This window comes from Candidatus Eremiobacterota bacterium, assembly GCA_031082125.1.
In the GTDB taxonomy this organism is placed as follows: Bacteria; Vulcanimicrobiota; CADAWZ01; order CADAWZ01; family Ess09-12; genus Ess09-12.
The window spans coordinates 12,157-38,873 of sequence record JAVHLM010000040.1; the positions used below are offsets into that span (position 1 = coordinate 12,157).

The window sequence follows — 26,717 nt, forward strand, 5'->3', positions numbered from 1 at the left end:
GCAGCATTTTAGCGGGCAGAGCCGCGGTCCTTGTTTCAGCGATGGGGTTTACCGCCTGAAGCTGACTGTGAGGTAAGGATAATGCTTTCAACATGGCTTGTCATACTTTTTCTTATAGCCGTCAATGCTCTTTATGTTGCGGCCGAGTTCTCGGCTGTGAGCGTGAGGCGGAGCAGAATCCAGCAGCTTGCCGCTGAAGGGAATCTCTTCGCACGCCAGCTGCTGCTGTCAATCAAGGAAGCGATGGCACTTGACCGGTATGTCGCCGCGTGCCAGATAGGCATCACCATTTCCAGTCTCGTGCTGGGAGCCTACGGGCAGGCGACGCTTGCCTGTGAATTGGCACCTCTTTTCGCACGCTGGGGCTCACTTCAGGAAGCTGCGGCACAGTCAACATCGGCGGTAATCGTGCTTGTCGCGCTGACGGTGCTGCAGGTGATACTCGGGGAGCTCGTTCCCAAATCCATTGCATTACAGTATTCACTGCAGACGGCCCTTTTCTCAGTCGTGCCCATGCGTTTCTCAATGAAGATCCTCTCCTGGTTCATCAACGTGCTGAACGGCAGCGGCATCAGGATACTCAGGTGGCTGCGCGTGCCCTACGGAGCCCATCGCCATATCCACTCTCCGGAAGAGATTTATCTGCTCATCGCCGAGAGCCGTGACGGGGGGCTTCTTGAAGAGGATGAGCAGCGCCGTCTTCATAAGGCCCTGAAGCTGACGACAAGGACCGCAAGGGACCTTATGGTGCCCCGCCGCTCCATCGTGGCGATAGACAGCGCATCTTCACTGGAGAAGATTCTGTCACAGGCAGGCGAAGGCCCCTATACCAGAGTGCCGGTGTACCGGGAATCAATAGACCACATCATAGGATTCATTCATACCAAGGATCTCATGCTCCGCTGCTTCGAGCCCTGCGGCATCGGTGTACTGTCCGAGGCGCTGCGGCCCGCGGTCTTTGTCCCTGAGCACATTACCACGGATCGCCTGCTGTCGGTCCTTCGTGAGAAACGCAGTCACCAGGCGGTCGTCATCGATGAGTTTGGAGGCGTGAAGGGCCTGGTGACGCTGGAGGACGTCCTGACTGAGCTGCTCGGTGACGTGGGAGACGAGCTCAAGGCCGATCAGCCGGAACCTGAAAGACTCCCTGACGGCCGTGTGCGCCTTCCCGGCATCATGCGCCTTGACGGCATCGAAAGATGGACAGGGATTCCCTGGAAGGGCGGCTCGTCAACCGTGGGGGGCCACGTGGCAGAGGCTGCGGGGCGCATTCCTGCTGCAGGAGAGAGGATTACCATTGACGGTGTGCAGGTGGAAGTAGAGCAGATGGACTGCCATACCATAGTCTCCGTGCTCGTCACCCCGGTTTTACCCATTGAGAAAGAGAGAGAGCCGTGGAGATACTGATCCCGGTCATAATCATTAGTATCCTGATTCTCGTCAACGGGCTTTTCGTGGCGGCCGAGTTCGCTATTGCAGGTGTCTCCCGCGCCGCTGTCGAGAATATGGCGTCGAAAGGTCACCGCATTGCCCGTCAGGTCCTGCGTATTATCAGCGATACGCGCCTCCAGGACCGCTATATCGCCACTGCACAGCTTGGAATAACCTTTGCGAGCCTGGGCCTGGGAATGTACGGCGAGCACATTCTGGCAGGGTGGATAGCCGGGAGCCTTGATTCCCTCGGTGCCTCCCGCTGGCCTGCAGCTCACGGCCTTGCGAGCGTGCTTTCCATTGTCATTCTGACGTACTTTCATATCGTGCTGGGCGAAATGGTTCCGAAGTCTCTCGCGCTTCTTTCCGCCGAGCGGACCGTGCTGTGGATCACCCCGCTGATGGGCATCATTCAGAGCGCCCTTTATCCCCTTGTGATCGGACTGAACGCCACAGGCAACATTTTTTTGAAGCTGCTGGGCATCAGGAGGGAGTTTTCTGCCGGGAACTACCACACCCCGGAAGAGATAGAATACATTGTAAGGGAAAGCGAAGAGGGAGGCCTGCTTCGCGCCGAGGCGGGAAAAGTGCTGCGCGATCTCTTCGAGTTCGGCGACCTCACTGCAAGTGAAGTGATGGTTCCCCGCGTCCGTGTCACAGGGCTGCCGATGGACGCCGCAGAAGACCGCATTCTCTCTCTCGTAAGGCAGTCACGCCATACTCGTTACCCTGTGTACAGGGAAAGTCTGGATCACATCCTGGGAATGATCCATATCAAGGATCTTTTCCGTCTTCTGCGGTCAGGCAGGACGATCCAGGAGATCGACATAAGGGCAGTGCCTTATCTTCCGGAGACAACCGACCTGGATACCGTGCTCGCCGCCATGCGGAAGTCCCATGCGCAGATGGTGGTGGTGATGGATGAGCATGGCGGAACCGCCGGAATCATCACGCTGGAGGACCTTTTTCAGGAAGTGATAGGTGACATAGAGGAAGGCAGGGCTTCTGAGCCTGAGATTGCCAGGGATCAAGACGGCCGCCTCACCGTGAGCGGTACCGTGCGACTAGACGAAGTCGGAGAAATCTGCGGGATACCAATTGAGAATGAAGAGGTTGACACCGTGAGCGGCCTTGTGCTCATGCTGCTTGAGCGCCCCCCGGAAATCGGGGATGTCGTACATTACAGGAATATCCGTTTTGAAGTGACAGCAGTGGTGGGCCACGGGGTAAGGAAATGCACCGTCATTCCTGAGGCTGAGCCGGCCGATCAGGCGGGAAGATGATGCTGCACACCGCGGGGACGGAATTCTCCCCGGCAGGTAGGATAATCAGGCAGAAAATGAGAATGAGGAATAAAACCACCGCGGGGATTCCAGGTGTTTCATCAAGGATGCCCGGCCCGCCTCCTTTCTTTACAAAAGATGGCATTCTTATGATATACAACAGTGCTGAAGGGAGCGACCGCCACAGAGGGCTGGCAATCGCCTCATGTCCGAAAGAGGAGCCATGCAGCTACTGAAAGGATTAAAAGTCATCGAGCTGGCAAGCGTGCTGGCAGGTCCCGCCGTGGGCATGTTCTTCGCCGAGCTGGGCGCCACAGTCACTAAAATAGAGAACAAAAAAACGGGAGGAGATCTGACCCGCACCTGGAGGTCCCTCTCGGAAGACGACCACCCCGTCACTGCTTATTTTTCCTCGGTAAACTGCGGCAAAACCTATCTCAGCCTGGATTTGAGCGATGCCAGGGATTACGGGAGACTTCTGAAGCTTCTGGCCAGAGCTGATATAGTACTATCCAATTTCAGGGCCGACAGCGCAAAGAAGCTCAAAGTGGACTACAGGACGATAAAAAGCATCAACGCCAGGATTGTCTATGGGCAGATCAGGGGCTTCAAAGATTCTTCCCGGCCGGCATTCGACGTGGTGCTCCAGGCCGAGACAGGTTTCATGGATATGAACGGAGCGCCAGATGCCGAAGCCTGTAAAATGCCTGTGGCCCTTATTGATGTGCTGGCAGCCCACCAGCTCAAGGAGGGCATTCTCCTTGCCCTGCTGAAAAGGGAAAAAACCGGCAGGGGTTCCTATGTGGAGTGTTCGCTGGAGGAGGCTTCCATTGCCTCGCTGGTGAACCAGGCCAGCAGTTATCTGATGAACGGTACCATACCCCGCCGCATGGGCTCCCTCCATCCCAGTATCGCCCCTTATGGGGAAATTGTGTACACAAAAGACCGCAGGCCCCTGGTGCTCGCCATCGGAAGTGACAGGCAGTTTTCTGAGCTGTGCCGTCTGGTAGACATCAAGGAAACAGCACTTGACGGGCGGTTCATTGATAATCCCGGCAGGGTGGCCCGCAGGAAAGAGCTTCATGAAATCCTGTCGAGGGCATTTTCACTGAAAAGATTCGCACAAATCTACCCTGCGCTGATACAGGCCGACGTGCCCGTCGGCGCCATCAGGAACCTGAAAGAGGTGCTCTCAGCCCCTGCCGCTCAGCACATGATTCTTGAGGAGGATATTGAGGGGAAACACACGAGAAGGGTGAAAACGGTGGCGTTCACGATCTGCTAGGAAGCATTCTCTTTTCCTTCAGCAGCCACCTGCCGGCACACTCGTCACCGGTGAGAAAGAGAAGGAGCAGGCCCGCGGCAAAAAGGATAATGCACTGGGGCCCTGATACCAGCCAGAGATAAAAGGGATATCCGTCCATCTTCTCCTTGAGGGCTGTCACATCAGCTGCCGCAGTCGCCTTGCATGTCTTTTCAAAATCCCCTCTCTTCTCATAGGAGGAGGCTTTCCTTTTCTTGACTCTTCCCCATGAATCGGCAGTATAGTGAATGTTATGCATGGTATAGAACTCCAGGTCATTGTCGCTGTTGACCTTGAAGCTGACGGGTTTTCCCCCTGAGTGGATAAACCATCCCGAGAGAAATGTCCCTGCGCTGTCGTATTTCTGGAAACGGCAGAGGAAGCTCAGGAACACGTAGGAGTTTCCCCCGCGGTCCACGGCAACTCTGGTGTATGGCGCTATGGGAAGCTCTGTATGGGAGGTAATCCACGGGGTGAAGCCGCATGTGGCGAGGATACCATGCATAACAATGCTAATCCCGGTGATAAGCATGATCATGCCGATTACCTTGAGAGCTGCAAGGGGAAGGCTCATCCATCTGAATTGAGGCTTCATGCGACGGAGGAATTTCGGGATTTCCTTTAAGGTAATCATTACAAAGGTGCAGAGCCCTCCTCCGAAGAGGGAAACCGTGATCGTCGCCATGATCCCCAGGAAAAATGACCACGGGGGGGAAAAAGAGAGCATGGAGACAATCGATACAAGAGCGATGACGGCAGCGCACAGCATGAAAAAACGCGACTCTTCCGGGGTCATCCCCTCGGCCTGGGGGCGGGCCTTTTTCTTTTTGGGCTTTTCCCGCTTATGGAACTCTTCACTGAACTCTTCACTGAATATTTTTTTCATAAGGCGGGACTTGCTCCAGTAAGTCGCAAGGTTGAAAGTGTATCCCAGTAGAAAGCCAAATGTGGCAAAAAGCAAGAAGCCGGAAAATTTTCCAGGCAGCTGGCCGGGAGAGCTGGAGGAAAGATTTCCCAGGCCCGAGCAGAAGGCCAGGGCAAGAAATCCCAGGAGCATCTTCATGCCGGAGTCATCTTTGATCTTCACAAAAACGGTGAGGGCAGACTTTTTCTCTCCAAGCGGCGCAATCTCGCCTCTCAAGGCGAAGGAGACCCCTCTCACGTCAGGCGTGATAAGATCGGCTTCGAAGCCATTGCCCGACAACTCGCCGCGGAAGTGCTGAAAGGTGGAATCCTCAAGTTCGTAGCCACATTTCAGCATATGGCCCACCTTCTCGAGGACCTTCTCCTCAGGCAATGCCACCACTATTGAGAATGAATACCTGAAGAGGAGATAATTCAGAAAATGATTCTGCCGCTCCGTCATACTGCTATTTTATCATAAATTGGTCACAGTCACTACTGCTCCACGACCTTTGCCTCAAAGATGAGGGCGTCAGACTGCCTGCCACGTATGGCGGAAGTGCCGCACCGGGGTCTGTGCGCCCCTGAACTGCCAGAGCTGCGACGCCGGGCCGATGAAACTGGCCGCAAACCAGAGCGTGTGGATCGGGTTCGAGATGAAGTGCCTGGCCAGGGCCGCGCTGAAACGAAAATCACGGAATAAAGCGCATCGGAACTTTCTCAGCCAGTCTTCGGCGGTGAATCCATAGTCCTGTGTGCCGTCAACTTCGCGAATAAGGGCAAACTTGTCCCGCGCGCAGCGCTCGAGCTGGCCTTCCGCTGGATAGTAGCCCCCGTAGCCTCGATGAAGAATCGAGAAATGCAGCCCTGCGCTGTCGAAGAGCTGCAGGAACGGGGATTTCAGGAATTTAAAAGGTTCCACCGGCTTTCCCCTGAAATGAAGGGCGGTAGTGACCACTCTTTGCGAGCGGGAAGCGGGGTCAAGCAGGGATGAGAAGATCCGGAACATCTCGCGGTAGATCCTGTCCTGCAGACCTTCGAGGGCATCCTCTGGCTGGCAGAAATGCTCGAGCGCCCCGTTCGCAATGATCCCGTCGAAGTTTCCTTTCAGATGGAGGGGAAGCTCTCTGTAATCAGAAAGCACGACAGAAAGCCCTTTCGCGCGGCATGCCGCCCACTGATCCTCTGAAATGGTCACGCCGGTCGCATTTATTCCCCGCTTGCGCGCGGCCGCCAGCAGAGTGCCCAGACCGCAGCCGATTTCCAGCAGTCTGAAACCAGGACCCGCGTTGAGCTCATCGAGGAGATACTCATGCTGCCGCCTCTGGGTCGCGCAGAAATCCTCGCTGGGATTTCCATCGTAGATTCCCTCTGTGTAGTCCTCCACTCCGGCCAGGGTTGAGATGCCGGTAAGACTGTAGCAGAGGCGCACAGTCTGTGCTGTTTCAACATAGCCTGCCTTGTGAGTATTCTGCTCTAAAACGAGTGCGTCCATAGTCATAGAAAAAACTCCCTGTTGGTGCTTCGACCTAAAGTGCGTTTCAGTTCTTCGACAATAGTTCTGTGAGGCAGGAGTTCTTCTTTTCTCCCTTTCGGTGAGAGTAAGCACAAGGATAGCAATGTGCTTTTCTGTCTCCCCTACATTTTAACAAAAAAAAATCCTTATGACAAGAATTTATCAAACTTAAAAAATTTCTCTCCCGGCGCCGGCTTTACTATTTTTCCCTGATGTTCCTTATATCTTTGAGCATCTTGCTGTACGTCGCGTCATCAAGCCCTGATTTCCCCGCCTGCTGCGCTTCTTTCACGGAGCGCTCATAGACTTCCCACTTGGCCTTTGCGGCATCAGTGAGCCTCTCCCCGAGAGATTCCATTAAAGCTCTCAGCGCGTCATATTCAACTCCGGCGGCGGTGCCGTCGCGATCCTTCGGGCTTGTCACAAGGCTCAGCAGGCTTTGAAATCCTTCGCCGCCCTCGCTTGTTCCCTTGATGATGAAGCGCTCCATCTGCTCCCCGGAAACGGGTCCACGGGGGCATTCAGCAAGAAGAGCCTCTATGGCCGCCCCGGCGCCTCTGTCGGCGTAGCCCGAGGCGCTCTTCATCTTCTCCAGCATCTCCCTGTATTTCTCAATCGGAATTGCCCCCTGGCCTTCCCGCCTGATCTCCTTCACCGTTTTCTCATAAACAGCCCACTTGGCCGCCGCGTCAGGCGACAGGCGCCCAGCATTTTTCATGATGAAGGCATTAAGATCCTCATATTCCCTGCCTGCCCCCGTTCCGTCCCAGTCGCCAGGCCCCATGAGGACCTGGACCGCATCGGAGAGGGAATCATCTCCCTTGAGAGCATACTCTTCAAGGGCGTTATGGATGAGCTCTTCGAGCTGCCTGCCACTGATTATCCCCGCGGGATTCTCCCTGTCAAGAGCCGCAACAGCGGACAGGACGCTCTCGTCACAAGGCGCCGCTCCCAACGCTCCCTCTGTGCCTGCCCCTTTACCTGACCCGCATGCATCGCGTGATGACATGGCCGGCGGGGCAATGGAGCGCGGTTTACTGAGGCTCAGGACAGCATCGTGGAGGCTTGCTAAAAAAACCTTCACCTTTTCCCGGTCACTGTCTCCCGGGACCAGGGCTTTTCCAATGAGTCTGTCAATCTCTTTCCTGAGGGAAGCTCTCCTGGTCTCCCTGAAAGCCTGGTAGTCACCTGCGGTATAGATACGCACCCCTTTGCGGTATGGTTCTTTCATGGCATCTCTCCAAGGAAAATATCCAGACCTGGTATCCTAAATCTTATATAAGAGGCTCCTGTTTCCCTCTTGGAGATGCATGGTTATGGCTCATTCGAGGTTTGCCGTCCTGTCTTTCTACCCCGCAGCCTGGTGTTATGAGAAGCCTGACCATTTCCTTATTGAGCCCTCTGGAGGGTGAGGCGCCCGTTCACTGTCGGATCCAGGCTGTGCCTCGCGCTCCGCGTGCAGATGTCAACTCTTCCGAATCCCTTCCCGTTAAAGGCTCCTCCCGTATCGACGGCCCTGAAGAGGATGGGCCTGCCGTACCTTTTCTCAAGCTCCGGTATCCTGAAGGCGTCGCCGTATTTGACCTGGCCGCTCTTGTAGAGGTTCTTGTCCAGGGCGATGGAGACATAGGGAGCCTTCCCTTCCAGGTAGTCCTGGAGGGTGCAGAGCTTCTTCCCCCTTTTGTCGGTAAAGCCGCCTTCCATGGCGCTGCTGTCGGGATAGTAGCCCGTTCCTTTCGCACTGCCCATGGTCGCGCCAGCATCAGGAACAGCCTGGGGCATGGCGCCGGTCTGGCCTGCCTGCCCGGGAAACATTTCCTGCCCGAATGGAGGTGCTCCCGGTCCCCCGCACCCTCCGCCGCCTCCGGGGCAGCCGCCTCCCGGCGAGCCTCCCATGCCCATCCGGGAAAACATACCCATCATCATATCCATCATCTGCTTCATCATCTGGAGCATCTGCTGCATCATCTGCTGAGGCCCCCCGCATGAAGGCATGGCCCCGCCCGGCCCGCCGAAGTCTGCAAGCTCTCTCATGAGATTGTAGGGAGCGCTCATTGGATTTCCGGGCATGGAGTCCCCTCCGGAAAGCTGAAGCCCTGAGGGAGACTGGACGGGAGGCCTTACCTGGCCTGATCCCGCGGAGAGTGAAAAGGTGCTCATCATCACCCTGAATTGCATGGAAGTATTTATATCACTGTTCATATGAAGGCTCCTTTCCTGGTCCTTCCCTCATGATAAGGCACGAAGTCCACAAAAGGCTCAAAAGGTGCTCAGATGAAACTCAAATATGTTATTTTTTCATTGACCTGCCGGCTCTTCCAGGCCCAGGGCTTTCAGGAATCCCCTGTTGATGATGCAGTGCTCCACCTTTGCCTTCTCCAGGAGCTCATCAAGGGCTTTCCTGCACATCTGTGGCGAAGGCCGGTGAAGGCGTCTCTCTTTCCATGAGGCGCCCCGGTATTTTTCGGCATAGCTCACCAGCTCTTCCCACACCCGGGGCTTTGGGAAGGTGGCCACGCATGAGGGAGAGTCCATTTTCTTATAAGGCCAGAAAGACCAGCCGATGCGGTGCTTTTCCAGGGATTTTCTGTAAGCCTCAATCCATTGATCGGTGTTTTCCCCGGATTCGCCCATCCAGAGCGGGACGCCGTATTTTTCTCTGAAGGCAAGAGCTTTCTGCAGGCTTTTCTCCGAAGGATCAGCCCAGTAGTGGTGGAACGTATAGACAAGCTTCGAATCGAAGGGTTTTCCGAAGCACTCAAAATTGGTGCACCACCGGGAGCCTCCAAGAATGATGAGATGGTCCCTGTCAACAGTGCGGATGGCTTCAGTGATCCTCCTGTAGAGCGGCTCGAGGGAGGCCTCATAGCGCCCGTAGCCTTCAAAATCAGGGACAGGCTCGTTCAGGAGCTCATAGCCGATGACGGTCCTGCTGGCTTTGTAGCGCTCAGCAAGCTTCTTCCAGAGGGCGATGGTCCGCTCCTGGCATTCGGGGCTTTCAAAAAGCCATGGTGTCCCCCACCCGTCATCGATATTCTCTCCCGTCTGGCCTCCCGGGGCGCCGTGCATGTCAAGAATCACCATGAGCCCTGCCTCTTGAGCCCAGGAGACCACCTGATCGAGGAGCGTGAATCCTTCGTCAAGCCATATGCCGGGATGATCCTCGGGGGTGAAGAGGCGGTAGTTGAAAGGCACCCTTATCATATTGAATCCCAGTTTCCGGATCAGCATGATATCCTTTTTGCTGATATAGGCGGCACGGTAGTCTTTCCAGAACCTCCGTGCTTCACCGGGGCCGACAAGCTCACAGAGAAGGTCGTTCAGCAGGCGGGGCGACGAGATTTCCTCGAACTTGAGCATGTAGCCCTCGGGGAGAAGCCAGTTCCCCAGCGAGATGCCTTTCAAGAGAAGCGGAGAGCCGCCAGGCGCCGCTATCTCGGCGCCCTTCAGCGATACAAAACCGTGGCCGGCGGCAAAACAAGGAACACAGGCAAAAGAAAACAGGATGAGCAGAATGCCAAGGGCACAGAGTTTCTTCATAAAAGCCTCCCTGTGAAAAAACTGGGTAGCCTGAAGTACCATTCTCTGTTACCTGCTTTTTACCTCGGTAGGGCTGCTCCCTACATTGAATATTTCCAGGACTTGCCTCAATTTATACTTAAATGTGATAAAAGAGCCTTTCCATGAAAGGTGATGGGAATCGCCCATAGAAATGTTATAGCAGATATATCCGCACAGCCTGTCAAGGCGGAAACATTTCATGGAAGTGAAGGAGGGGGAGTCATGGTATCGACTAAAGTTCTGGATTACAAGCTCTTTATAGGGGGAGAATGGGTTGCCTCAGGCTCCGGTGAGACCATGAAGGTCATTAACCCAGCAACCGGCGAGGAAATTGCCCGTGTCGCCTCTGCAACGGCTGAGGACGTGAACAAGGCCGTTGCGGCCGCGCGGGCAGCCTTTGAGGATGGCCGGTGGAGTGGCCTCTCTCCAGGGGAGCGCTCCATGCTGCTGTGGAAATTCGCCGCAGCCCTGGAAGAAAAAGCCATGGAGCTTGCGGACCTTGAGACGCTGCACTCGGGCAAGCCTGTGAAGCTCACCCGGAACAGCGACATACCTTTCGCCATTGATAACCTGCGCTTTTTCGCGGGAGCCTGCCGCGCCCTTGAAGGGCGCTCCACTGCGGAATATGTGACTGGCTATACCAGCATGATCCGCCGCGAGCCCCTTGGCGTCGTGGCGTCAATCGCGCCCTGGAACTATCCCTTCCTGATGGCCATCTGGAAAATAGGGCCGGCACTGGCAGCCGGGAATACCGTCGTGCTGAAGCCCGCTTCAATTACCCCCCTCACTTCCCTCGAGCTCGCAAAAATAGCCCACGAGGCAGGGATTCCCCCAGGCGTCCTGAACGTGATCACGGGCCGCGGGGAGATAGTGGGCTCCGCTCTTGCAGGCCATATGGATGTCGATATGGTTTCACTCACGGGCGACACCGCCACCGGCCGGCGCATAATGACCGCAGCTTCCGGCTCATTGAAGCGCGTGCACCTGGAGCTGGGCGGCAAGGCTGCCCTTATCGTTTATGATGACGCCGATCTCGACGCCGCTGCCCGGGGAGCGGTTGTCGCAGGCTTTGTCAATACCGGCCAGGATTGCACTGCCGCCACCAGGATATATGCCCACGAGAGCGTTTTCCAGTCCGTGGTGGACCGCATGGTGGAGCTTACAAAGCAGGTCCGCCTAGGTGATCCCAAGGATGAGAAGACTGACATGGGGCCACTCTCGTCAGAGGGGCACCTCAAGAACGTGTCGTCCTTCGTGGAGCGGGCCCGGAAAGCCGGAGCTACCATCCTTGTGGGAGGCCAGCAGGCCCGGGGGGCCGGGCTTGATAAAGGATTTTACTATGAGCCCACCCTTGTGACGGGCCTCCCCCAGGATGCAGAGCTGGTCCGGAACGAAGTCTTCGGTCCCGTCATGGTGCTTCTCCCTTTCAAGACCGAAGATGAGGTAATCGCCAAGGCGAACGATGTAATCTTCGGACTCGCGAGCAGCGTCTGGACAAAGGACATCTATAAGGCCATGAATACGGCGCGGCGCCTTGACTTCGGCACAGTCTGGATAAATGATCACCTGCCGCTTGCCTCGGAAATGCCCCATGGCGGTTTCAAGCAAAGCGGCTTCGGCAAGGATATGTCCATGTATTCCCTTGATGAATACACGCGAATCAAGCATGTGATGGCCGACCTGGGCGGGCAGGTCCGCAAGGGCTGGCATTTCACCATCTTCGGCGACCAGGAGGCATAGGAGCCGTGAGGGAGCCTTCCCCGGCTGAAGGACATGAGAGCTCCGGCAGGAGCTCTTTTTTTCAGAGACTGTGGACCTCCGCCGGCTCGGCAAGGACTGCAGTTTTTCTTCTCTGCATTCTCGCTTTCCTCTCTGCCCTGGGCACCCTGATACCGCAGAATGAGAGCGGTGAATTCTATGCCGGGAAGTACGGCATGCTCCCGGGAAGGCTTATCATAGCTTCCTCCCTGGACACCATGTATTATGCATGGTGGTTTCTGCTGCTCCTTGTGCTTGTGGCCATAAACCTCGTCGTATCCAACATGAAGCGCCTTGAGACCCTGCGCGGGCTCTCAAAAAAAAAGGGCGCAGCCGCACCAGGCAGGGCTTACTTCCTTAACTCACCTCTGGCGGTCAGGTTCACCGCCAAAGATGATGATGAAAAAATCAGGGCAGACCTGGAGCAGGCGCTCCGCCGCCTGGGATACAGGCTGAAGAGAGAACCCCGGGGCGATGAGGTCTGTTACCTTGCTGAAAAAGGCGCCCTGCGGCGCTGGGGCTCCCTCGTGACCCACACAGGCATTCTCATCGTCTTTCTGGGAGTCATCTACGGACACTGGCCCGGCAATGGATTTTCAGGAACAGCCCATATGACGCCTCATGGGGAGGACTCGCTCTTTGAACTCACGCAGGCCGGGTTTTCCCTGAAAATGCTCGACACAGGATCAAAGAGCGACGAGAAGGGAAGGCCTCTTGATTATTTCAGCATCGTAGAGGTGCAGAAAGAGGGGAAAAAGGTCCTGGGCCATACCATCAGGGTCAATGATCCCCTGGAGTTCGAGGGAGTGAAGTTCTACCAGTCTGACTTCGGGGTCCTGGGATTTTACCTCGATGTTGAGGGACCCGACGGGGTGGCCCAAAACGTCCCAGTGCACCTCACCATGGAGGGCGCTCCCGACATGGACCTGCCCATCGAGGTGCCCGGTACGGACCTCTCCCTGTTTCTCCACCGGTATATTCCCGACGGACAAGGAGCCGAAGTCTTCCTTTATGAGCACTTCGTGATGGATTCCTATAATAAATGGGTGGCAAAAGGATGGGTAAGCAAGGGGACTCCTCTCAGCTACAAGGGCTACAGGATATCCATGGGGAATCAGGTCTGCTACTCAGGCCTCCAGTACCGCAAGGACCCGGGAGTTCCCCTCGTCTGGGCAGGGTTCTTCCTCATGATCCTGGGGCTTGCACTCTCTTTTTATGTGACAGAAAAGACCATCCATATCCTTGTTCTTCCAGGGGAAGGTGAGCACAGCATTCTTGCCGTGACTCATTCCCCTGCCGATGAAGACTTTGACGAAGAGCTTTCCGCGTTGCGGAAGTCCTGGAAGGAGCACTGAGCCTATGCCGCAGAGCATTAAAATGCATCCACTTGAGCCCCTTTCGTTCCAGGCTTTCTTCGGGCTCTATTTTCTGAGCCTCGTGGCGTATCTCTTTTATGCCTTTACGAAAAGGGAATCAGCGGGAAAGGCGGCAACGGCGCTCCTCGTTCTGGGGCTTCTCGCCAACACGGTAAACCTGGTCGCGCGGGGCATCGAGGCCGGCAGGGTCCCCTTCGCCAACCTTTATGAATCCCTTCTCATCTTTATCTGGGGCATAGCCCTCTGCCTGCTGTGGTGCACCCTGCGATGGAGGATCCACCTTGCAGGCGCCCTGGTGATGCCCCTCGTGTTTGCCATGGCATGCTTCGCCCTCACGGTGGACTCGGAGATAGAGCCCCTCATGCCAGCCCTTCGCAGCAACTGGATCACTTACCATGTCGCCACTGCAATAGTCGCTTACGGGGCTTTTGCATACTCTTTTGCACTGGCGGTCATTTACCTCATCAGGGAGCATATGGAGAAAGACGGCAGCAGCAGTCCGCTCCTGGAGAGGCTCCCCGGGCTGGAGAAGCTTGACAGGCTCATTTACAAGGTTATTGCCTTCGGCTTCCCCTTCCTTGTGCTCCTCATCATTACAGGGGCCATCTGGGCGGAAAGGGCCTGGGGGCGGTACTGGTCCTGGGATCCCAAGGAAACGTGGTCCCTCATCACCATGTTCATCTATGCCGGCTTTCTCCACGCGCGGTTTTTTCTGAAATGGCGCGGGAGAACCACGGCATTATTTGCAATAATCGGCTTCGCGAGCGTGGTGTTCTGCTACCTGGGCGTGAATCTTCTCCTTCCCGGCCTCCACAGCTATGGAAGAAGGTAAGATCGCAGAGGATCAGGATTTGGGCTGATGGCACCTCTTGCAGTCAGCCTCAGCCTTTACTGAAAAGCATCTTTCGCCGTTATGGCATTTCCCGCAGTGCTCGCCGGTGTTTATGGTGTCGTTGGTCATCCCCGAGGTGCCCTGCTTCATCTGGAAAATGCCGATGTGGCAGTCCTTGCAGAGCAGTCTCTGCTCCGTCGCGTGGGTTGAATGCCTGTATATCACATCGCCCGCCGTAGGGCATTTGTAGGTGAGATCGACAAGGCCGCTTGCATGTATCATTGATATGAGGGCCAGTGCAGCGAGGCCCGTCATTGCCGCGACAAGAAAAACAGCCCGTAATTTCGCCTTTTCGCCCTTTTTCATTTCCCGCCCCCTCTTTTGAATTTATGCTCCCGGGCATGCCTTGCGACATCTCGTGAGCAATGAATCAATATATCTTCTTACCCGGTATGATATTACTTTATTCATTTAATTTTTGATTTTTCCTCCGGATGGCACTTTCTGCATTCTCCGGCATCATGGCAGGCCTTGCACAGATCCTTCCTCTTGAGGGCGTCCTGCTTGTGAAGCCTTAATTTCCACTCCTCCTTGTGGTTGGAAGGCGGCATGGCCTGGTGGCATTTCAGGCATTCCTCCCGCGTGTGACACTTGATGCAGCTCGAAGACTTTTCCCTGGATTCCTTCCCATGATCCATGCCGTAATTCTTCGCATGGGGCAGCTCAATGCCTCCGTGGCAAGTTTTACAGGCGCTCTGCCTCCCTGTCGCGGTATGGCACAGGGCGCACTGCGATTCCCTTCCCTTGGAGCTCTTATGCTCTTTCTTCCACATTTTGCCTTTATGGGACGGGGGGGTCACACTCCTGTGGCAGGCGACGCATTCCTCCTTTTTGTGGCAGCGCAGGCACATGGTCTCCTTTTTCGTGTAGGCGGCCTTGTGATCAATGCCCCAGTTCCCTGGATGCGGCAGGGCAAGGCCATGGCAGCGGTCGCAGGCTTCCCTGGCGTGGCATTTGAAGCAGTTCTCCTTTCCCGCCATTAACGCCGCCCCGTGGCTTTTCTCCCAGCTCCTTCCATGGGATGAAGGCTTTTTGGACCTGTGGCACGACGCACATTCCTTTTCAGTGTGGCAGCGCAGGCAGAATCCCTCGCCGGTCCGTGAGCGGTGGGTGGCCATCCACTGCCCGCTGTGCGGCATTGAGAGGGTATGACACTGGTCACAGGAGGAGTCACTGTCGTGGCAGAGCCTGCATGCTTTCCTGTCCTGTTGCGCTGCTCCACCGTGCTTTTCAGTCCACGCATCATTGTGAGTTGATGGCCTGCTGGTCTTGTGGCATTTCACGCAGAAATCCTGCTTATGGCAGAGAGAGCACTGGGCGTTCTTCTTCGCCCCCTCTTTCTTATGCTTTCCCATCCACCCCTTTTCCCCATGGGAGACCGGAACTGAGTGCTCGTGGCATTTCACGCAGTAGCTCTCTTCATGGCAGCTCTTGCACCGGCCCGGGTGCTGCCTGGCCTCGGCGGCGTGTTTTGCCTCATAGCCCGTCTGGTGCTGTGCAAGCTTTGTGTGGCAGTCGTCGCAGAAATCCTGCTTATGGCATTCATCGCACTTTTTCCTCTTCTTCTCGGCATCACTGACATGGGTTCTCATCCAGTCTATGGGGTGCTGCCACTTCATGTCGTGGCAGGCATCGCAGAACTGCTTGTCATGGCATCTTTTGCATCGGCTCTCGTCCTTTTTCGCGTCCGCTATGTGGGGAGAGCTCTCAAAATCCCTGGAATGGGGGAATATGCTTTTATGGCAGTTCGTGCAGTAGTCCTTGTGATGGCATCGCTTGCACGATTCCTCGCCAGATTCCTTGATATTGCGCTTGTGGTTCGTGACCCATTTCTCCTGGTATCCCCTTCGATCCCGCTCGATTTCTCCCACATGACAGACGCTGCACTTGTTGGAGGTTTTCTTGCCGTCATGGCAGGTGATGCACGTGGCCATCGTGGGATTGTGCAGGAAATCGGAACCGGCGCCGTGGACGACGTTCTTGTGGCAGAACACGCATTTGACGCCCAGGGTGAGATGCTTTTTATGGGTGATCTTGAGAGAATGGTACTCCACGAGCTCGGGAGATTCTTTATGGCACTGCGTGCAGTTGACGTCGGGAACATGTCCCTTGATGTCCCCCGGTTTCACGCCTTTGAAGTGGACATATACCTGCTTGAGGCTTTTGGTCTTGTGAACCACAAGGTTCTTCGTGCCCGGTGAGATATGGCACTGGACGCACTGGAGATCCTTATGGGGAGAGTTCTTCCATGATTCATAGTAGATGCCCATTTCATGGCAGCTGAAGCAGAAGGTGGGGCTGCTGGTCTGCCGGACCGCCAGCAGGAAGGAGAGAACACCTGCAAGAGCGCCGAAAAGGACCAGCAGGAGGAGGAGCCTGAGGCTCACTGTCTTCCTGATGAAAGGGAGGGTGATTCCCCGCTTCCAGAGGCTCTCGCCCGGACCCGGGAGGATTTTCTTGCCGTTATCCTTGTCCATATCGCTTCCTTTGACGGCAGCTCACATACCTTGTCTCAGCGGGAGGGCAGAAGAAAAGAAGCGATGGCATCTATCCGCCGGAGATTGAAGGGATGACCTCCACCACGGAGCCTTCTTGTGGAACATGGGCGTAGTCAAATCTTTTCCCGTCAATCACCAGGGCCATTACATCGCCATGAGGAATGGCGAGCCTTTCCAGCACCTCTCCGAGAGACTCGCCGCCTGAAAGCTCCACCACCTCTTCCCTCTTTCCCCTGAAGTGCCTCAGATGTCCGTTAAGAATAAGGGTTATTTTCATAGGTTACCTTCATGCCTTGCGGGTATGGCTTTCACACTGCTCCAGTCCCAGGTCCTTCAGGAGCTGCGGGGTGGGAATGCCGTCATCATCCCACCTCCTCAGGCGGTAATATTCCTCCAGGATGAGAGGCAGATCGGGGAGAACTCCGGCAGCCCGTCCCGACGGCCTGGGCTCTTTCTGAAGCCTCCGTGGGATGATATCGTCCTTTTTTGTGATTCCCAGCCTGTTGTTGAACAGTCTCTTGAGAGTGAAAATCCGCTCCCCGGTCTTCATCAGCTCGTCCTGCCCGACAGGCCATCCCGTCGAGAGGGAGAGCCACCGGGCAATCTGCGAGGGGCCCACCTGGGCCGTAAAAATAAACTTGCAGAGCCCCAGGGGGTTGAAGCAGGACATATAATTCTGCATCAGGTAGGCAACATGGCCCTTGCCTTCATTGATATGGGGATCGGGCGGCGTGGCGAAGCCAAGATCGGGAAGGGGCACTCCTCTCCCGAGGAAGTAACTGAGCGCTTCCAGGTGACAGGCGCCGCGGTTCGCCGTGGCGTAATTAGCAGCCATGCAGGTGAAGGCCCTGGGATCGTGGTAAGGGAATTCCTGTCCCTTGGTGTGAATGGCAAAATCCCCGGTGGCTCCCCCGAAATGGGCAGCGGCCTTCTTCACTCCCTCACCCAGCAGGCGGGCAAAAGCTCCTTCACGTAGCGCGATTCTGCGGGTAAGCTCCACAATGGCCTCTCCCCTCCCCCATTCCAGGGTAAGACCGTCGGCAGTGGTGCTGTTTATTATCCCTTTTTCATAAGCCTCCATGGCGAAGGCAATCATTGAGCTCGACGATATCGTATCCATACCGAGGCGGTTGCAGAGATCATTCGCAGCGATAATAACCTCGGGATTCTCATTCAACAGGTTTGATCCGAAGCCTGCAAGGGTCTCATACTCGGGCCCGTGGCCGTAAATTCCCTTGTAAGGCCCCTCCTTCACTTTCACAATCTTTGCGCACCTTATGGCGCATGAATAGCAGGTGGCGTGATGATCAAGAAGGGTTGGAAGATAAGCCTGCCCCGCGATTTTCTTTGCCCCTTCCACCCAGCTTCCAAGCTGCCAGTTCTTGATGGGAAGGTCTCCAAGGAACTCAATTGTCTCGACGCCGCCTGCGGTGCTCCAGTTGCGGAGTCCCTGGGCGTTCTTCACCATGAGGGGGACTTCAGCCTTGATAACCTTGAGCAGCTCTTCAGCATTCTCAGTCTCGACAGGCTGCGAGCCCTTCAGCGCAATGGACTTGAGGTTCTTTGAGCCCATGACGGCTCCCATGCCGGAGCGCCCCATGGCTCTCGCGTGGATTCCGTCAAGCATTATGGAGGCAAAGGCCACACCGAGCTCCCCTGCCCTTCCTATGCTTGCGACTTTCGCATCACTCCGGGTTTCTTTTAAAATCTGGTCGGAGGCTTCAAAGGTGTCAAGTCCCCAGAGATGCTCCGCGCGGCGGATTTCAACGGCAGAATCGTTGATCCAGAGATAGACGGGGTGCGGCGCCTTACCCCTCACAAGGATCCCGTCATACCCTGTAAAGGCAAGCTCTGCGCCCCATAGACCGCCGCTGCAGGACTCAGCCCAGATTCCCGTGAGGGGGGAGCGTGCACATGCGGTTACGCGCGAAGAGGATGGGATCTTTGTACCGTTGAAGAGGCCTTTCATGAAGAGGAGCGGGCTTTCAGGCGCGAGGGGCTCAAGGGGCACCTTGTGCTCTTCAAAAAGGACTCTCACTCCCATGCCGCTTCCCGCCAGGAAGTCCCGGTACCACTGGAGGGGAATCTCAATCACCCTTGAAGTGAGAGAAGCAAGATTGACCTCCACGATCTTTCCATTGCAGAGAGAGCGTTTCCTGTTCACCTTGTCCACCCCGCTTTCCTGGTTTCATTGAATCTTAATAGGGGTACCACCACTCCTTTGCTCTCATTTCAAAGTCCCAGTGCACGTGCTTGGTCTCCCTGAACTCCTCAATCCCCTCTTCACCGAGCTCCCTGCCGCCGCCCGTGGACTTCATCCCGCCGAAAGGCCCGGCATCATTGTCGCTGAGGGGATCGTTTATCCATATGGTGCCTGCCTTGACCTCCTCGAAGAACCTTTTCACCTTCCTGGCGTCATTGGTGTAAAGGCAGGCACCCAGGCCGTAGTCGGAGTCATTGGCAAGCTCTATGGCCTCGTCGAAGGTCTTGAAGGTCATTATGGGAGCAACGGGGCCAAAGGTCTCCTCTTTGACGATTCTCATGGTATGGTCCACCCTGGTGAGGACCGTGGGCTCAAGGAAATAGCCTTTCCTGAATTTTTTCGGGCGCTTCCCGCCGTGGAGGAGTGCTGCTCCCTGTGAGACTGCCTCCTGGATCTGATCCTCCACTTTTTTCCTGTAGCTCTCGCCTGCCATAGGGCCGATGTCAGTGGTGGGCTCCATTCCCGGGCCGAGCCTCAGGGTTTTCGTAAACTCCACGAAGCGCTCGGTGAACTCCCTGGCTATTGACTTGTGCACATAGATCCTTTCCGTGGAAGTGCAGACCTGGCCCGCATTCAGAAAAGCCGCCCATGCCACGCCCTTCGTGGCGACGGCGAGATCCGCGTCCTCGCAGACCACAAAGGGATCTTTTCCTCCCAGCTCCAGGTGGACTTTCTTGAACTCTTCCGCGGCGGTCCTCGCAATCTTTCTCCCCGCCTCGACGCTCCCCGTGAAGGCAACCATCCTGATGTCCCTGTGCCTGATGAGAGCCATTCCGAGCTTCTCGCCGCTTCCGGTGATTATATTGACCACACCGGGAGGAAGCGCACCGAAGGCCTTATGGAGGGCTATGGTGGAGAGCGGGGTGACGCTTGAAGGCTTTATCACGACGGTATTTCCTGCTGCAAGCGCAGGTGCCACTTTCCACGACGTGAGAAGCAGGGGATAATTCCAGGGAGCGATGCAGGCAACCACGCCGTAAGGCTCCTTGATGACCAGGGAGAGCTGGGAAGGCTCAACGGGCGCAATCACGCGCCCCATATAATTTCTCCCTAACTCCGCATAATAGTCAAAGCATGCAGCCACCCATGTGACTTCATCGACGTTCTCCCTGAAAGGCTTTCCGCCCTCAAGAGTGAGGATCCTCGCAAGATCTTCCTTCTGTTCCCGGAGCTTTGCAGCAATTTCGTGGAGCAGCTCAGCCTTCTGGACACCCGGGACCTTCCTCCATTGAGGAAAAGCTTTCTTCGCCGATTGCACCGCCCTGTCAAGCTCTTCAAGAGTGCCTGAAGGGACTGTGTCAATCACTTCCTCCGTGGCGGGGTTTTTCACTTCTATCCTGTTCTGTGCGGATCCCTTGACCATTTTTCCTTCGATCCAGTGACCGTACATGGGTGCCCTCCTTATCGGCTATTTTCCTTTCAAGGCTTTTGCAATTTCAGCGGCCACCTTCCTGCCGGCCATCACGCTTCCTTCCACGTGGCTGCTGTAAAGGTAATCGCCGGCAAGATAGAGGCCAAGGGATGGGTCGTGAAGTGACTTTGTTCCGGCATCAATGGGTGATCTCCCCACTGGCCACGCCGGTGTGGCGCCGGGATGGTACCCGTAAAAATACACGGCATTGACATATTTTGAGAAACCCGGCCATATCTTTTCAAGCTCGGCGAGGTACTCCTTTTTCATGGCGTCCAGGGGCTCGAGGTACGTTCTTGCATAGTCACCATGGATAAGAAGGGTGAACACCTCAAGCTTCTGGCCTGCCGGGGGCTCTTCCAGGACACCGTAGATGACCCCGAGTCGGCCCCGGGAGATGATGGGAAAAGGGAGCTTCCCGTCGTATTTTAAAAGGCTGTTGGCTTTCGTGTCAAGCAGGATGTGCACCACATAGTACTGCCCCGCCGTGAGGCTATAGACTGAATCCCATTGTTGCTTGCTGAGGGTGGGCTCCATCTGGATGGAGTGGAGGTGGTTCCACGAAACGGCCACTACCACGGCCTTTGAATTGATGCACTCCATCCTGTTGTTGAGAAGGTAATGGACCTTCACCTCCACAGTGTTGTCGGGCATCAAGGTGCGCACGATCCTGGTGACCCTCGCGTTGAGGATCTTGGGGCCTTTTATGGCCGCCGCGAAGGCGCTGGTAATCTTGCTGTTTCCACCCTTGATATGCCGGCACTTCTCTGTTTTGTGGAGAAACTGGCGAAGCTGCATGATGCCGTAAAGGGCGCTCACCTGCGACCAGTCCGTCGCTATCTCGCACTCTAGGGTAAGGCGCACAAACTCTGCCGTCTTCTTGGGAAGGTTCTGCCCCGCCACCCACTTGGCGAATGAGATCTTCTGGAGAGGCTCAAGGGCCGGAGTGAGCTTCTCTGCCACTGTCTCGTCATAGATTTTTTCCGTGGCGCTCCGCCAGTCGGAGAAGGCTTTTGCCTCCTCGGGATTCAGCACCGTTTTCAGGTACTCCTCAAAAGTGTCCTGGACATAGGGATAGACCTTCCCGTCAAGGATGCAGCTGGAATAGGGCTCCTCGGACTTGCTGTAGGGGAGATTGAACTTCTTGACGTAATCGTTGAGAGGACAGGCTTCCCAGATTTCATGCATGCCGATTTCCGACAGGAGGCCGTCGCCGTAATCCACCGTGGCGACCCTGCCTCCCAGGCGATCGTTCGCTTCAAGTATGACGCAGGAGATTCCTTTCTGCTCAAGCTCATAGGCAGCCACAAGCCCTGCCATGCCGCCGCCCACGATCACCACGTCCGTCTTTGACACCGCAGGCGATGCAAAAGATGGGCGGCAGGGAAAAAGCATAACGGCCAGGATGGCCGCGAAAACCAGGAAGGCAAGGCCCCCCCTCTGACAGCTCCCGGAACTGGCTCTTTTCATTTTCATACCTCCTTTTATTAAAATCATCAGATACCATGGCAGTCAATGGCGATGTTCCAGGCAGAAAGAGGGCATCCCCCACCTCCCTGCGTTATGTAATCTCTTCTCTCGTCACCGAATACACTTTCATCTCTCTCAGGGCCAGTTCTTTGAAGTACTGCTCAGTATCAACGCACACTTCAGGCGGGAGGACCCCGCGTTTCCTGATCTGCCCGTCGGCAATCATCTGTGCTATGATGGAAGCCGGAACACCGGTGTCAAGGGCTCCTGCGCTCACTTTCCAGCGGCTGTGGGGCCTGACTATGCTCTCCATGCGGCATTCCACCTTCAGGCCGTTCTTTTTTCCATGGACTTCCACCCTGATGACATCGCAGTCATCGGCGTCGCCTTCCGGCGAGGGAAGCTCGCTGATAAGGGACAGCAGGAATTTCCGCGGAGACACCTCCACTCCATGAATGGTCCTGCGGGTGTCGCTCGCGAATCCCAGCTCGGCGAGAAACTTTATCTTGTTATAAAACTCCACGGGGAAAGCGATCCTGAAGCTGGCCCTCTTGATGCCTTTCTCTTTAAAGGAGAGAGGGAAGGTGGCCACTTCAGAGTGGATGGTATAACAGGCTGTCTGTATCCCCACAGGCGAGGGGAATATCACTTCCTCCTCACCGGAGAGCGGCGGTACCTCGCGGAACTTCCCCCCCTCAAAGATGACAGGGTTCAGGGAAAACTCATCCAGTATGGTATCCATGGTATAAGGCGGCGTGAGGGGCGATTCACTCCTCGAGAAATCGGCGCACCCTATTTTTACCTCTGCGGATACCACTTCGTCAAGCCTGCCCGCGGCGTAACCTGCCATGATATTTGTGGTGCCCGGAGTGCTCCCGCATCCCAGCACGGCAATAAGGCCCGCCTTCTTGAATTCGGCAGAAAGCTCCAGCTGGCGCTGCGTCATTTTGAAGAGCCCGCCAAGATCAAGGTAGTGGACGCGGGCCTCGAGGCAGGCTTTCATCACCTCGAGATTCAGCAGGTAGGGCGTGGAGTTGATTACCACCTCGTGGCCTTTTATGAGGGCGACGAGCTTATCGTGCTGCTTTATGTCGATGCTCTCCACTTTCAGTCTTTTGTCCTTGAGGTTTCCCAGGATGGCAAGGGCCGACTTGCGGTGCAGCTCTCCCACGGTGACATGCTCAATGTCGGGATTTTCCAGCAGATCCTGCACGGTAATGCGTCCCATCAATCCTGCTCCGCCCAGCACTGCAATTTTCATATGGTTGCTCCTCTCTTCAGAATTTCGTCTAGTGAGTGACTTTCGCTGCCGCCATCGATTCTTCAAGGATGTCAAGGCCTTTCACGAGAAGGTCTTTCTCTGTTACCAGGGGCGCCAGGATTCTTATGACATTGTCATAGATGCCTGCCTTGAGGATGACAAGCCCTCTCTGGTGGCACTCTTTTACTATCGAGGCCGTCTCTGTGCTGGCAGGAGTCTTCTTTTTCCTGTCTTTCACCAGCTCTATTGCCATCATGGGGCCCATTCCCCTCACGTCGCCGATGAGGGGATATTTCCTCTCCATCTGAACCAGGCGGTCCCTGATGAGCTTGCCCTGGTCCCGGGCCTTCTTCATGAAGCCTTTCCTCTGCATTACCTCAATGACTTTGAGGGCAGCCGCGCATGAAAGGGGGTTTCCGCCGAATGTTCCGCCCAGCCCCCCCACCATGGGAGCGTCCATCAGCTCTGCTTTTCCCGTGACAGCTCCGAGAGGAAGTCCCCCTGCCAGCGATTTTGCCGAAATGATAATATCAGGAGAGATTCCGGAGTGCTCGGAGGCGAAGAAAGCGCCTGTCCGGCCGAAGCCTGTCTGCACCTCGTCAGCGACGAAGAGAATGCCGTGCTCCCTGCAGATCTTCTGAAGGCCCTCCATATATTCCGGCGGGGCAGGGATAAAGCCGCCCTCGCCGGTGACAGGCTCAATTATCACGGCGGCGATCTCTTTGGGGTCCGCGTGTGCGGCGAAGAACTTCGTGAAGAACTCAAGGCATTCCATGGAACAGCCTGCCCGCTCCCTTCCCACAGGGCACCTGTAGCAGTAAGGATAAGGTATCCTGTATACCTCCGGCGCAAGTGCGCCGAAGCCGAATTTATAGGGCCTCACCTTGCTCGTCATGGTCATGGTGAGATAGGTTCTCCCGTGGAAGCCCGCCTCAAATACGATGATCCCTTTTCTTCCCGTGGCGCTGCGGGCCACCTTGACGGCGTTTTCAACGGCCTCGGCGCCGCTGTTCACGAACATGGACTTTTTGTGAAATTCTCCCGGCGCTATCTCCGCGAGTTTCTCGGCAAGCCTCACATAAGATTCATACATGGTCACGTGAAAGCATCCATGGAGGAACCTGTCTGCCTGTTCCTTCACGGCCTGGACCACTTCCTCATGGCAGTGGCCTATGTTGAGCACCCCGAGCCCCCCTGCAAAGTCTATGAGGACGGTGCCGTCCACGTCGGTTATCGCGGCGCCTTTCGCCTCTTTCATGAAGACCGGCACTATATTGAAGACGCCTCTCGGCACATACTGCTCTTTTACCTTGATGAGCTCAAAAGATCTTTTCCCGGGGATACCTTTGCTTTTCATAGTTCACTCCGCAGTCTTTTTCTCTTTAAATCGCCTGGCACTTACAAAATAATTTAGAGGCAGAGAGAGGAAAATCCTTTGACAAGAGCGACTTTTTCTGCTATACTCCAGAGCATTACTGACGGCATCATTATACTCATCGCTTCACTCTCCACGCCGCAGCAGTCAATTCTCTTCCGGTCCATCAGAGCGCAGGGGGGGCATGGGCATGCAGAAAAGTTCTCTTGATGAGGCTTTCCAGCAGGAACTGCAGAGGCGTCTTGTCGAGCTTGATGAGTGCTCGGAAGATTCCTTCGGCGCCTTTACCTCCACGGACTGGATACTCAGCATGGTGCTCTTTGTAGTGCTTCCGCTTTTCCTCGTCTGGCTCTTCAGATCGTGACCTGAGAGAAAGAGGGCATGCTTTTCCATGAGCAACCTTGAATCCCATGATCCTGGCCTGGAAGCCCGGGTCAAGGAAGAGGCCATTTTCGGCCGCCTCCCGCTCCTGCCTTCCGAGCGTGAATACTCTCTCTATGGCATCTCCGCCACGGGTTTCGCTTATGCCGTTGCTACATGGTGCTTTCTGATAGGCGGCTATGCCTCCTCTTATGTCGGCGCAGTGCAGGGCCTCGTTGTGCTCATTGCAGGATGCGTCATCGGCGTTGCAATCTCCGCAGTCGCCTCCGCTCTTGCCTGCAACAGATATGGCATTGAGCAGATTGATTTCACAAAATCCTGCTTCGGCCAGCGGGGCTCAAAAATCATCCTGGTTTTCTATGTGATAAACCAGGTGGGATGGACAGGGCTCATCCTGGTGATGATGGCAAGAGGCGTCAAGAATGTCATCGAGTCGGCGGGGTTTCACCCGGGACCCCTCTTCGTCCACCTCGTCACTCTCGCCGGGATAGTGGTAGCTTACGCAATTATAATAAGAGGTGTCCATATCCTGAACATGTTCAATTCCATAATCACGCCTCTCCTCGTGGCAGTATGCATCTTCCTTTTCTACGTCATTTTCAGCAGGTTCGGCTGGGCTGCCCTGGTGAAAGCGCTTCCCCTCAACCCCGAGCCCGACGCCCATGTCAATTACGCGCTGGCCTTTGAGTGCGGCCTCGGCGCAGGTTTCTCATGGTGGCCCGGCATAGGGTTCCTTGCCCGCAACACCGATACTCAGCGTAACAGCTTTTATCCCCAGGTTATCACGATGGGACTCCTGATGGGAGTGGTCTGCTGCACGGGGCTTTTCAGCGGGCTCCTGTTCCAGCAGGGCGACCCCACCGTGTGGATGCTCAAAGTAGGCGGCCTCACCTTCGGCGTCATATCCCTGCTCCTCGTGGCATCGGCAAATATCTCGGCAAGCTCGATCATGATGTACACCGCCGAGCTTGCGCTTCGCCATGTGAAGTATCTCAGGGGATTCTCATGGAAAGCCCTTACGGTCATCACTTTTCTCCCGCTCCTGGCTTTTGTGCTCTTCCCTGACCCTCTTTATGAGAGGGGAAACGCTTTCCTTCCTTACAATGCCACCATGTACGTTCCCATTTCAGGCGTCCTGCTCGTGGATTATCTCTTCCTGAGGAATAGGAGGCTCAACGCCTCTCAGCTCTTTGAAAGTCACCCCTCAGGGGACTATTTCTTCACCGGGGGCTTCAACTGGTATGCCCTGGGGTGCATGGTTCTGGGCCAGGGCCTTTATCTCTGGCTTTACAACCCCGTGACCAGCGCTTATCATTATCCCTTCCAGTATCTCACTGCCTCGCTGCCGGCAGCGCTCATCCCCATGCTCCTCTATTATTTCCTGGCCAGGATCTTCCTCGTGAAGAAAGGGATAGGAGGCTACCTCGAAGATCATGGGAGCCGCCCCCTCCTGGAGCCCAACATCTGATGGCAGAGCTCCGCAGGGAATCACTCCCCCCGGGTGGCGGTTTTATTCCAGTTCCTGTAAGGGTTTTTCGTGAGATTGGAATTAAAGTAGCGCGGATCACCGGAGACCTCTTCACCTATCCAGGGCGGGATCTCGAGTGACTGATGCTCGTCGTGGAGCTCCACCTCGGCGATTATAAGGCCCTCGTTCTCGCCGGAGAACTCGTCAATCTCCCACGTCACGCCGCCCCTTGCTATTTTGTACCTGTTCTTTTCAATCAGGGGCTTTTCACAGAGGTTTGTCAGCAGTTCGTTGGCTTCCGCACCAGGGATAGGGTATTCATATTCTGGCCTGCTCACCCCCGTGGTGAGTCCCTTGATGGTGAGAAAGCCTTCGTCGCCAACGGTGCGGACCCTTACGGTGCGCTCCCTCACCGTGGAAAGATAGCCCTGGCGGTAAGGCACTCCTTCTGCAAGGCTCCTCCAGTCATCGCCATTTACAAGAAACTTTCTCTCTATTTCCTTCCCCATGGTGTCCTCCCTGGTTATTACTGTTGCGCGACATTTTCTCCTGTGAACTGCATGGAAT

General features: G+C 55.7%; 23 protein-coding genes. 9 read left to right on the plus strand and 14 right to left on the minus strand.

Translation table 11 applies throughout. The features are described from left to right. The first annotated feature begins 81 nt into the window (after nucleotides 1–81). Genes RDV48_28140 through RDV48_28155 form a run of 4 tightly spaced genes read left to right on the plus strand, consistent with a single transcriptional unit; the run spans nucleotide 82 to nucleotide 3,999 of the window. Complete coding sequence (locus RDV48_28140; GenBank protein MDQ7826706.1) at nucleotides 82–1,407, plus strand: hemolysin family protein; 1,326 nt, start codon at nucleotides 82–84, stop codon at nucleotides 1,405–1,407. After that, entirely contained in the window at nucleotides 1,395–2,714 is a 1,320-nt protein-coding gene (locus RDV48_28145) for a hemolysin family protein (GenBank protein MDQ7826707.1), read from the plus strand. The genes RDV48_28140 and RDV48_28145 overlap by 13 nt, the downstream gene beginning before the upstream one ends. Next, nucleotides 2,711–2,950, plus strand: coding sequence for a hypothetical protein (locus RDV48_28150; GenBank protein MDQ7826708.1), 240 nt, complete (start codon nucleotides 2,711–2,713; stop codon nucleotides 2,948–2,950). The genes RDV48_28145 and RDV48_28150 overlap by 4 nt, the downstream gene beginning before the upstream one ends. Then, the gene (locus RDV48_28155) at nucleotides 2,938–3,999 is read left to right on the plus strand and encodes a CoA transferase (GenBank protein MDQ7826709.1); all 1,062 of its coding nucleotides are present in this window, start codon (nucleotides 2,938–2,940) and stop codon (nucleotides 3,997–3,999) included. Before RDV48_28150 ends, RDV48_28155 begins: the two co-directional genes overlap by 13 nt. On the opposite strand, the gene RDV48_28160 is transcribed toward RDV48_28155, so the two are convergent. The 5 genes from RDV48_28160 to RDV48_28180 all read right to left on the minus strand — a co-directional run bounded on the left by RDV48_28160 (nucleotide 3,986) and on the right by RDV48_28180 (nucleotide 9,976). Continuing rightward, complete coding sequence (locus RDV48_28160) at nucleotides 3,986–5,383, minus strand: hypothetical protein (protein MDQ7826710.1); 1,398 nt, start codon at nucleotides 5,381–5,383, stop codon at nucleotides 3,986–3,988. The two genes, RDV48_28155 and RDV48_28160, sit on opposite strands and share 14 nt — an antisense overlap. Before the next feature lie 69 nt (nucleotides 5,384–5,452). Further along, a complete protein-coding gene (locus tag RDV48_28165; protein ID MDQ7826711.1) occupies nucleotides 5,453–6,421 on the minus strand; it encodes a class I SAM-dependent methyltransferase in 969 nt (322 codons plus the stop codon). Between the two features lie 214 nt (nucleotides 6,422–6,635). Beyond that, nucleotides 6,636–7,667 (minus strand): hypothetical protein, encoded by a 1,032-nt coding sequence (locus RDV48_28170; GenBank protein ID MDQ7826712.1) that lies wholly within the window; start codon nucleotides 7,665–7,667, stop codon nucleotides 6,636–6,638. Nucleotides 7,668–7,825: 158 nt separating this feature from the next. Continuing rightward, complete coding sequence (locus RDV48_28175; protein ID MDQ7826713.1) at nucleotides 7,826–8,638, minus strand: hypothetical protein; 813 nt, start codon at nucleotides 8,636–8,638, stop codon at nucleotides 7,826–7,828. A 96-nt stretch (nucleotides 8,639–8,734) separates the two neighbouring features. After that, nucleotides 8,735–9,976, minus strand: a complete 1,242-nt coding sequence (locus RDV48_28180) for a glycoside hydrolase family 5 protein (protein ID MDQ7826714.1) — start codon at nucleotides 9,974–9,976, stop codon at nucleotides 8,735–8,737. A 243-nt stretch (nucleotides 9,977–10,219) separates the two neighbouring features. Here RDV48_28180 and RDV48_28185 point away from each other — a divergent pair, with 243 nt between their 5' ends. The 3 genes from RDV48_28185 to ccsB are packed head-to-tail and all read left to right on the plus strand — an operon-like array spanning nucleotide 10,220 to nucleotide 13,963. Continuing rightward, entirely contained in the window at nucleotides 10,220–11,737 is a 1,518-nt protein-coding gene (locus tag RDV48_28185; GenBank protein ID MDQ7826715.1) for a gamma-aminobutyraldehyde dehydrogenase, read from the plus strand. A 5-nt stretch (nucleotides 11,738–11,742) separates the two neighbouring features. After that, entirely contained in the window at nucleotides 11,743–13,110 is a 1,368-nt protein-coding gene (locus RDV48_28190; GenBank protein MDQ7826716.1) for a cytochrome c biogenesis protein ResB, read from the plus strand. 4 nt (nucleotides 13,111–13,114) lie between these two features. Beyond that, entirely contained in the window at nucleotides 13,115–13,963 is an 849-nt protein-coding gene (ccsB, locus tag RDV48_28195; GenBank protein ID MDQ7826717.1) for a c-type cytochrome biogenesis protein CcsB, read from the plus strand. A 12-nt stretch (nucleotides 13,964–13,975) separates the two neighbouring features. Here the strand turns inward: ccsB and RDV48_28200 are convergent, their stop codons facing one another. The 8 genes from RDV48_28200 to gabT form a co-directional block, all read right to left on the minus strand. After that, nucleotides 13,976–14,329: a cytochrome c3 family protein gene (locus tag RDV48_28200; protein MDQ7826718.1), complete on the minus strand. Its 354-nt coding sequence runs from the start codon at nucleotides 14,327–14,329 to the stop codon at nucleotides 13,976–13,978. Nucleotides 14,330–14,430: 101 nt separating this feature from the next. Beyond that, nucleotides 14,431–16,500, minus strand: coding sequence for a NapC/NirT family cytochrome c (locus RDV48_28205; GenBank protein MDQ7826719.1), 2,070 nt, complete (start codon nucleotides 16,498–16,500; stop codon nucleotides 14,431–14,433). Nucleotides 16,501–16,570: 70 nt separating this feature from the next. Further along, on the minus strand, nucleotides 16,571–16,798 hold the full coding sequence (locus RDV48_28210) for a MoaD/ThiS family protein (protein ID MDQ7826720.1): 228 nt from the start codon (nucleotides 16,796–16,798) through the stop codon (nucleotides 16,571–16,573). Nucleotides 16,799–16,807: 9 nt separating this feature from the next. Further along, the gene (locus RDV48_28215; GenBank protein ID MDQ7826721.1) at nucleotides 16,808–18,694 is read right to left on the minus strand and encodes an aldehyde ferredoxin oxidoreductase family protein; all 1,887 of its coding nucleotides are present in this window, start codon (nucleotides 18,692–18,694) and stop codon (nucleotides 16,808–16,810) included. Nucleotides 18,695–18,719: 25 nt separating this feature from the next. Next, nucleotides 18,720–20,174, minus strand: a complete 1,455-nt coding sequence (locus RDV48_28220) for an aldehyde dehydrogenase family protein (protein MDQ7826722.1) — start codon at nucleotides 20,172–20,174, stop codon at nucleotides 18,720–18,722. An 18-nt stretch (nucleotides 20,175–20,192) separates the two neighbouring features. Continuing rightward, a complete protein-coding gene (locus RDV48_28225) occupies nucleotides 20,193–21,665 on the minus strand; it encodes an NAD(P)/FAD-dependent oxidoreductase (protein MDQ7826723.1) in 1,473 nt (490 codons plus the stop codon). A 91-nt stretch (nucleotides 21,666–21,756) separates the two neighbouring features. Then, nucleotides 21,757–22,926 (minus strand): saccharopine dehydrogenase NADP-binding domain-containing protein, encoded by a 1,170-nt coding sequence (locus tag RDV48_28230; protein MDQ7826724.1) that lies wholly within the window; start codon nucleotides 22,924–22,926, stop codon nucleotides 21,757–21,759. A 28-nt stretch (nucleotides 22,927–22,954) separates the two neighbouring features. After that, nucleotides 22,955–24,283 (minus strand): 4-aminobutyrate--2-oxoglutarate transaminase, encoded by a 1,329-nt coding sequence (gene gabT / locus RDV48_28235; GenBank protein MDQ7826725.1) that lies wholly within the window; start codon nucleotides 24,281–24,283, stop codon nucleotides 22,955–22,957. A gap of 208 nt (nucleotides 24,284–24,491) precedes the next feature. Here gabT and RDV48_28240 point away from each other — a divergent pair, with 208 nt between their 5' ends. Beyond that, entirely contained in the window at nucleotides 24,492–24,665 is a 174-nt protein-coding gene (locus RDV48_28240; GenBank protein ID MDQ7826726.1) for a hypothetical protein, read from the plus strand. Nucleotides 24,666–24,692: 27 nt separating this feature from the next. Next, the gene (locus tag RDV48_28245; GenBank protein ID MDQ7826727.1) at nucleotides 24,693–26,150 is read left to right on the plus strand and encodes a cytosine permease; all 1,458 of its coding nucleotides are present in this window, start codon (nucleotides 24,693–24,695) and stop codon (nucleotides 26,148–26,150) included. Between the two features lie 20 nt (nucleotides 26,151–26,170). Here the strand turns inward: RDV48_28245 and RDV48_28250 are convergent, their stop codons facing one another. Beyond that, on the minus strand, nucleotides 26,171–26,659 hold the full coding sequence (locus RDV48_28250; GenBank protein ID MDQ7826728.1) for a CYTH domain-containing protein: 489 nt from the start codon (nucleotides 26,657–26,659) through the stop codon (nucleotides 26,171–26,173). Nucleotides 26,660–26,717: the final 58 nt, after the last annotated feature.

Coding starts and splice junctions, on each gene's coding strand:
- RDV48_28140 (MDQ7826706.1), top strand. CDS start 82: ATGCTTTCAACATGGCTTGTCATACTTTTTCTTATAGCCGTCAATGCT.
- RDV48_28150 (MDQ7826708.1), top strand. CDS start 2,711: ATGATGCTGCACACCGCGGGGACGGAATTCTCCCCGGCAGGTAGGATA.
- RDV48_28155 (MDQ7826709.1), top strand. CDS start 2,938: ATGCAGCTACTGAAAGGATTAAAAGTCATCGAGCTGGCAAGCGTGCTG.
- RDV48_28160 (MDQ7826710.1), bottom strand. CDS start 5,383: ATGACGGAGCGGCAGAATCATTTTCTGAATTATCTCCTCTTCAGGTAT.
- RDV48_28165 (MDQ7826711.1), bottom strand. CDS start 6,421: ATGACTATGGACGCACTCGTTTTAGAGCAGAATACTCACAAGGCAGGC.
- RDV48_28170 (MDQ7826712.1), bottom strand. CDS start 7,667: ATGAAAGAACCATACCGCAAAGGGGTGCGTATCTATACCGCAGGTGAC.
- RDV48_28175 (MDQ7826713.1), bottom strand. CDS start 8,638: ATGAACAGTGATATAAATACTTCCATGCAATTCAGGGTGATGATGAGC.
- RDV48_28180 (MDQ7826714.1), bottom strand. CDS start 9,976: ATGAAGAAACTCTGTGCCCTTGGCATTCTGCTCATCCTGTTTTCTTTT.
- RDV48_28185 (MDQ7826715.1), top strand. CDS start 10,220: ATGGTATCGACTAAAGTTCTGGATTACAAGCTCTTTATAGGGGGAGAA.
- ccsB (MDQ7826717.1), top strand. CDS start 13,115: ATGCCGCAGAGCATTAAAATGCATCCACTTGAGCCCCTTTCGTTCCAG.
- RDV48_28200 (MDQ7826718.1), bottom strand. CDS start 14,329: ATGAAAAAGGGCGAAAAGGCGAAATTACGGGCTGTTTTTCTTGTCGCG.
- RDV48_28205 (MDQ7826719.1), bottom strand. CDS start 16,500: ATGGACAAGGATAACGGCAAGAAAATCCTCCCGGGTCCGGGCGAGAGC.
- RDV48_28210 (MDQ7826720.1), bottom strand. CDS start 16,798: ATGAAAATAACCCTTATTCTTAACGGACATCTGAGGCACTTCAGGGGA.
- RDV48_28220 (MDQ7826722.1), bottom strand. CDS start 20,174: ATGTACGGTCACTGGATCGAAGGAAAAATGGTCAAGGGATCCGCACAG.
- RDV48_28225 (MDQ7826723.1), bottom strand. CDS start 21,665: ATGAAAAGAGCCAGTTCCGGGAGCTGTCAGAGGGGGGGCCTTGCCTTC.
- RDV48_28230 (MDQ7826724.1), bottom strand. CDS start 22,926: ATGAAAATTGCAGTGCTGGGCGGAGCAGGATTGATGGGACGCATTACC.
- gabT (MDQ7826725.1), bottom strand. CDS start 24,283: ATGAAAAGCAAAGGTATCCCCGGGAAAAGATCTTTTGAGCTCATCAAG.
- RDV48_28240 (MDQ7826726.1), top strand. CDS start 24,492: ATGCAGAAAAGTTCTCTTGATGAGGCTTTCCAGCAGGAACTGCAGAGG.
- RDV48_28245 (MDQ7826727.1), top strand. CDS start 24,693: ATGAGCAACCTTGAATCCCATGATCCTGGCCTGGAAGCCCGGGTCAAG.
- RDV48_28250 (MDQ7826728.1), bottom strand. CDS start 26,659: ATGGGGAAGGAAATAGAGAGAAAGTTTCTTGTAAATGGCGATGACTGG.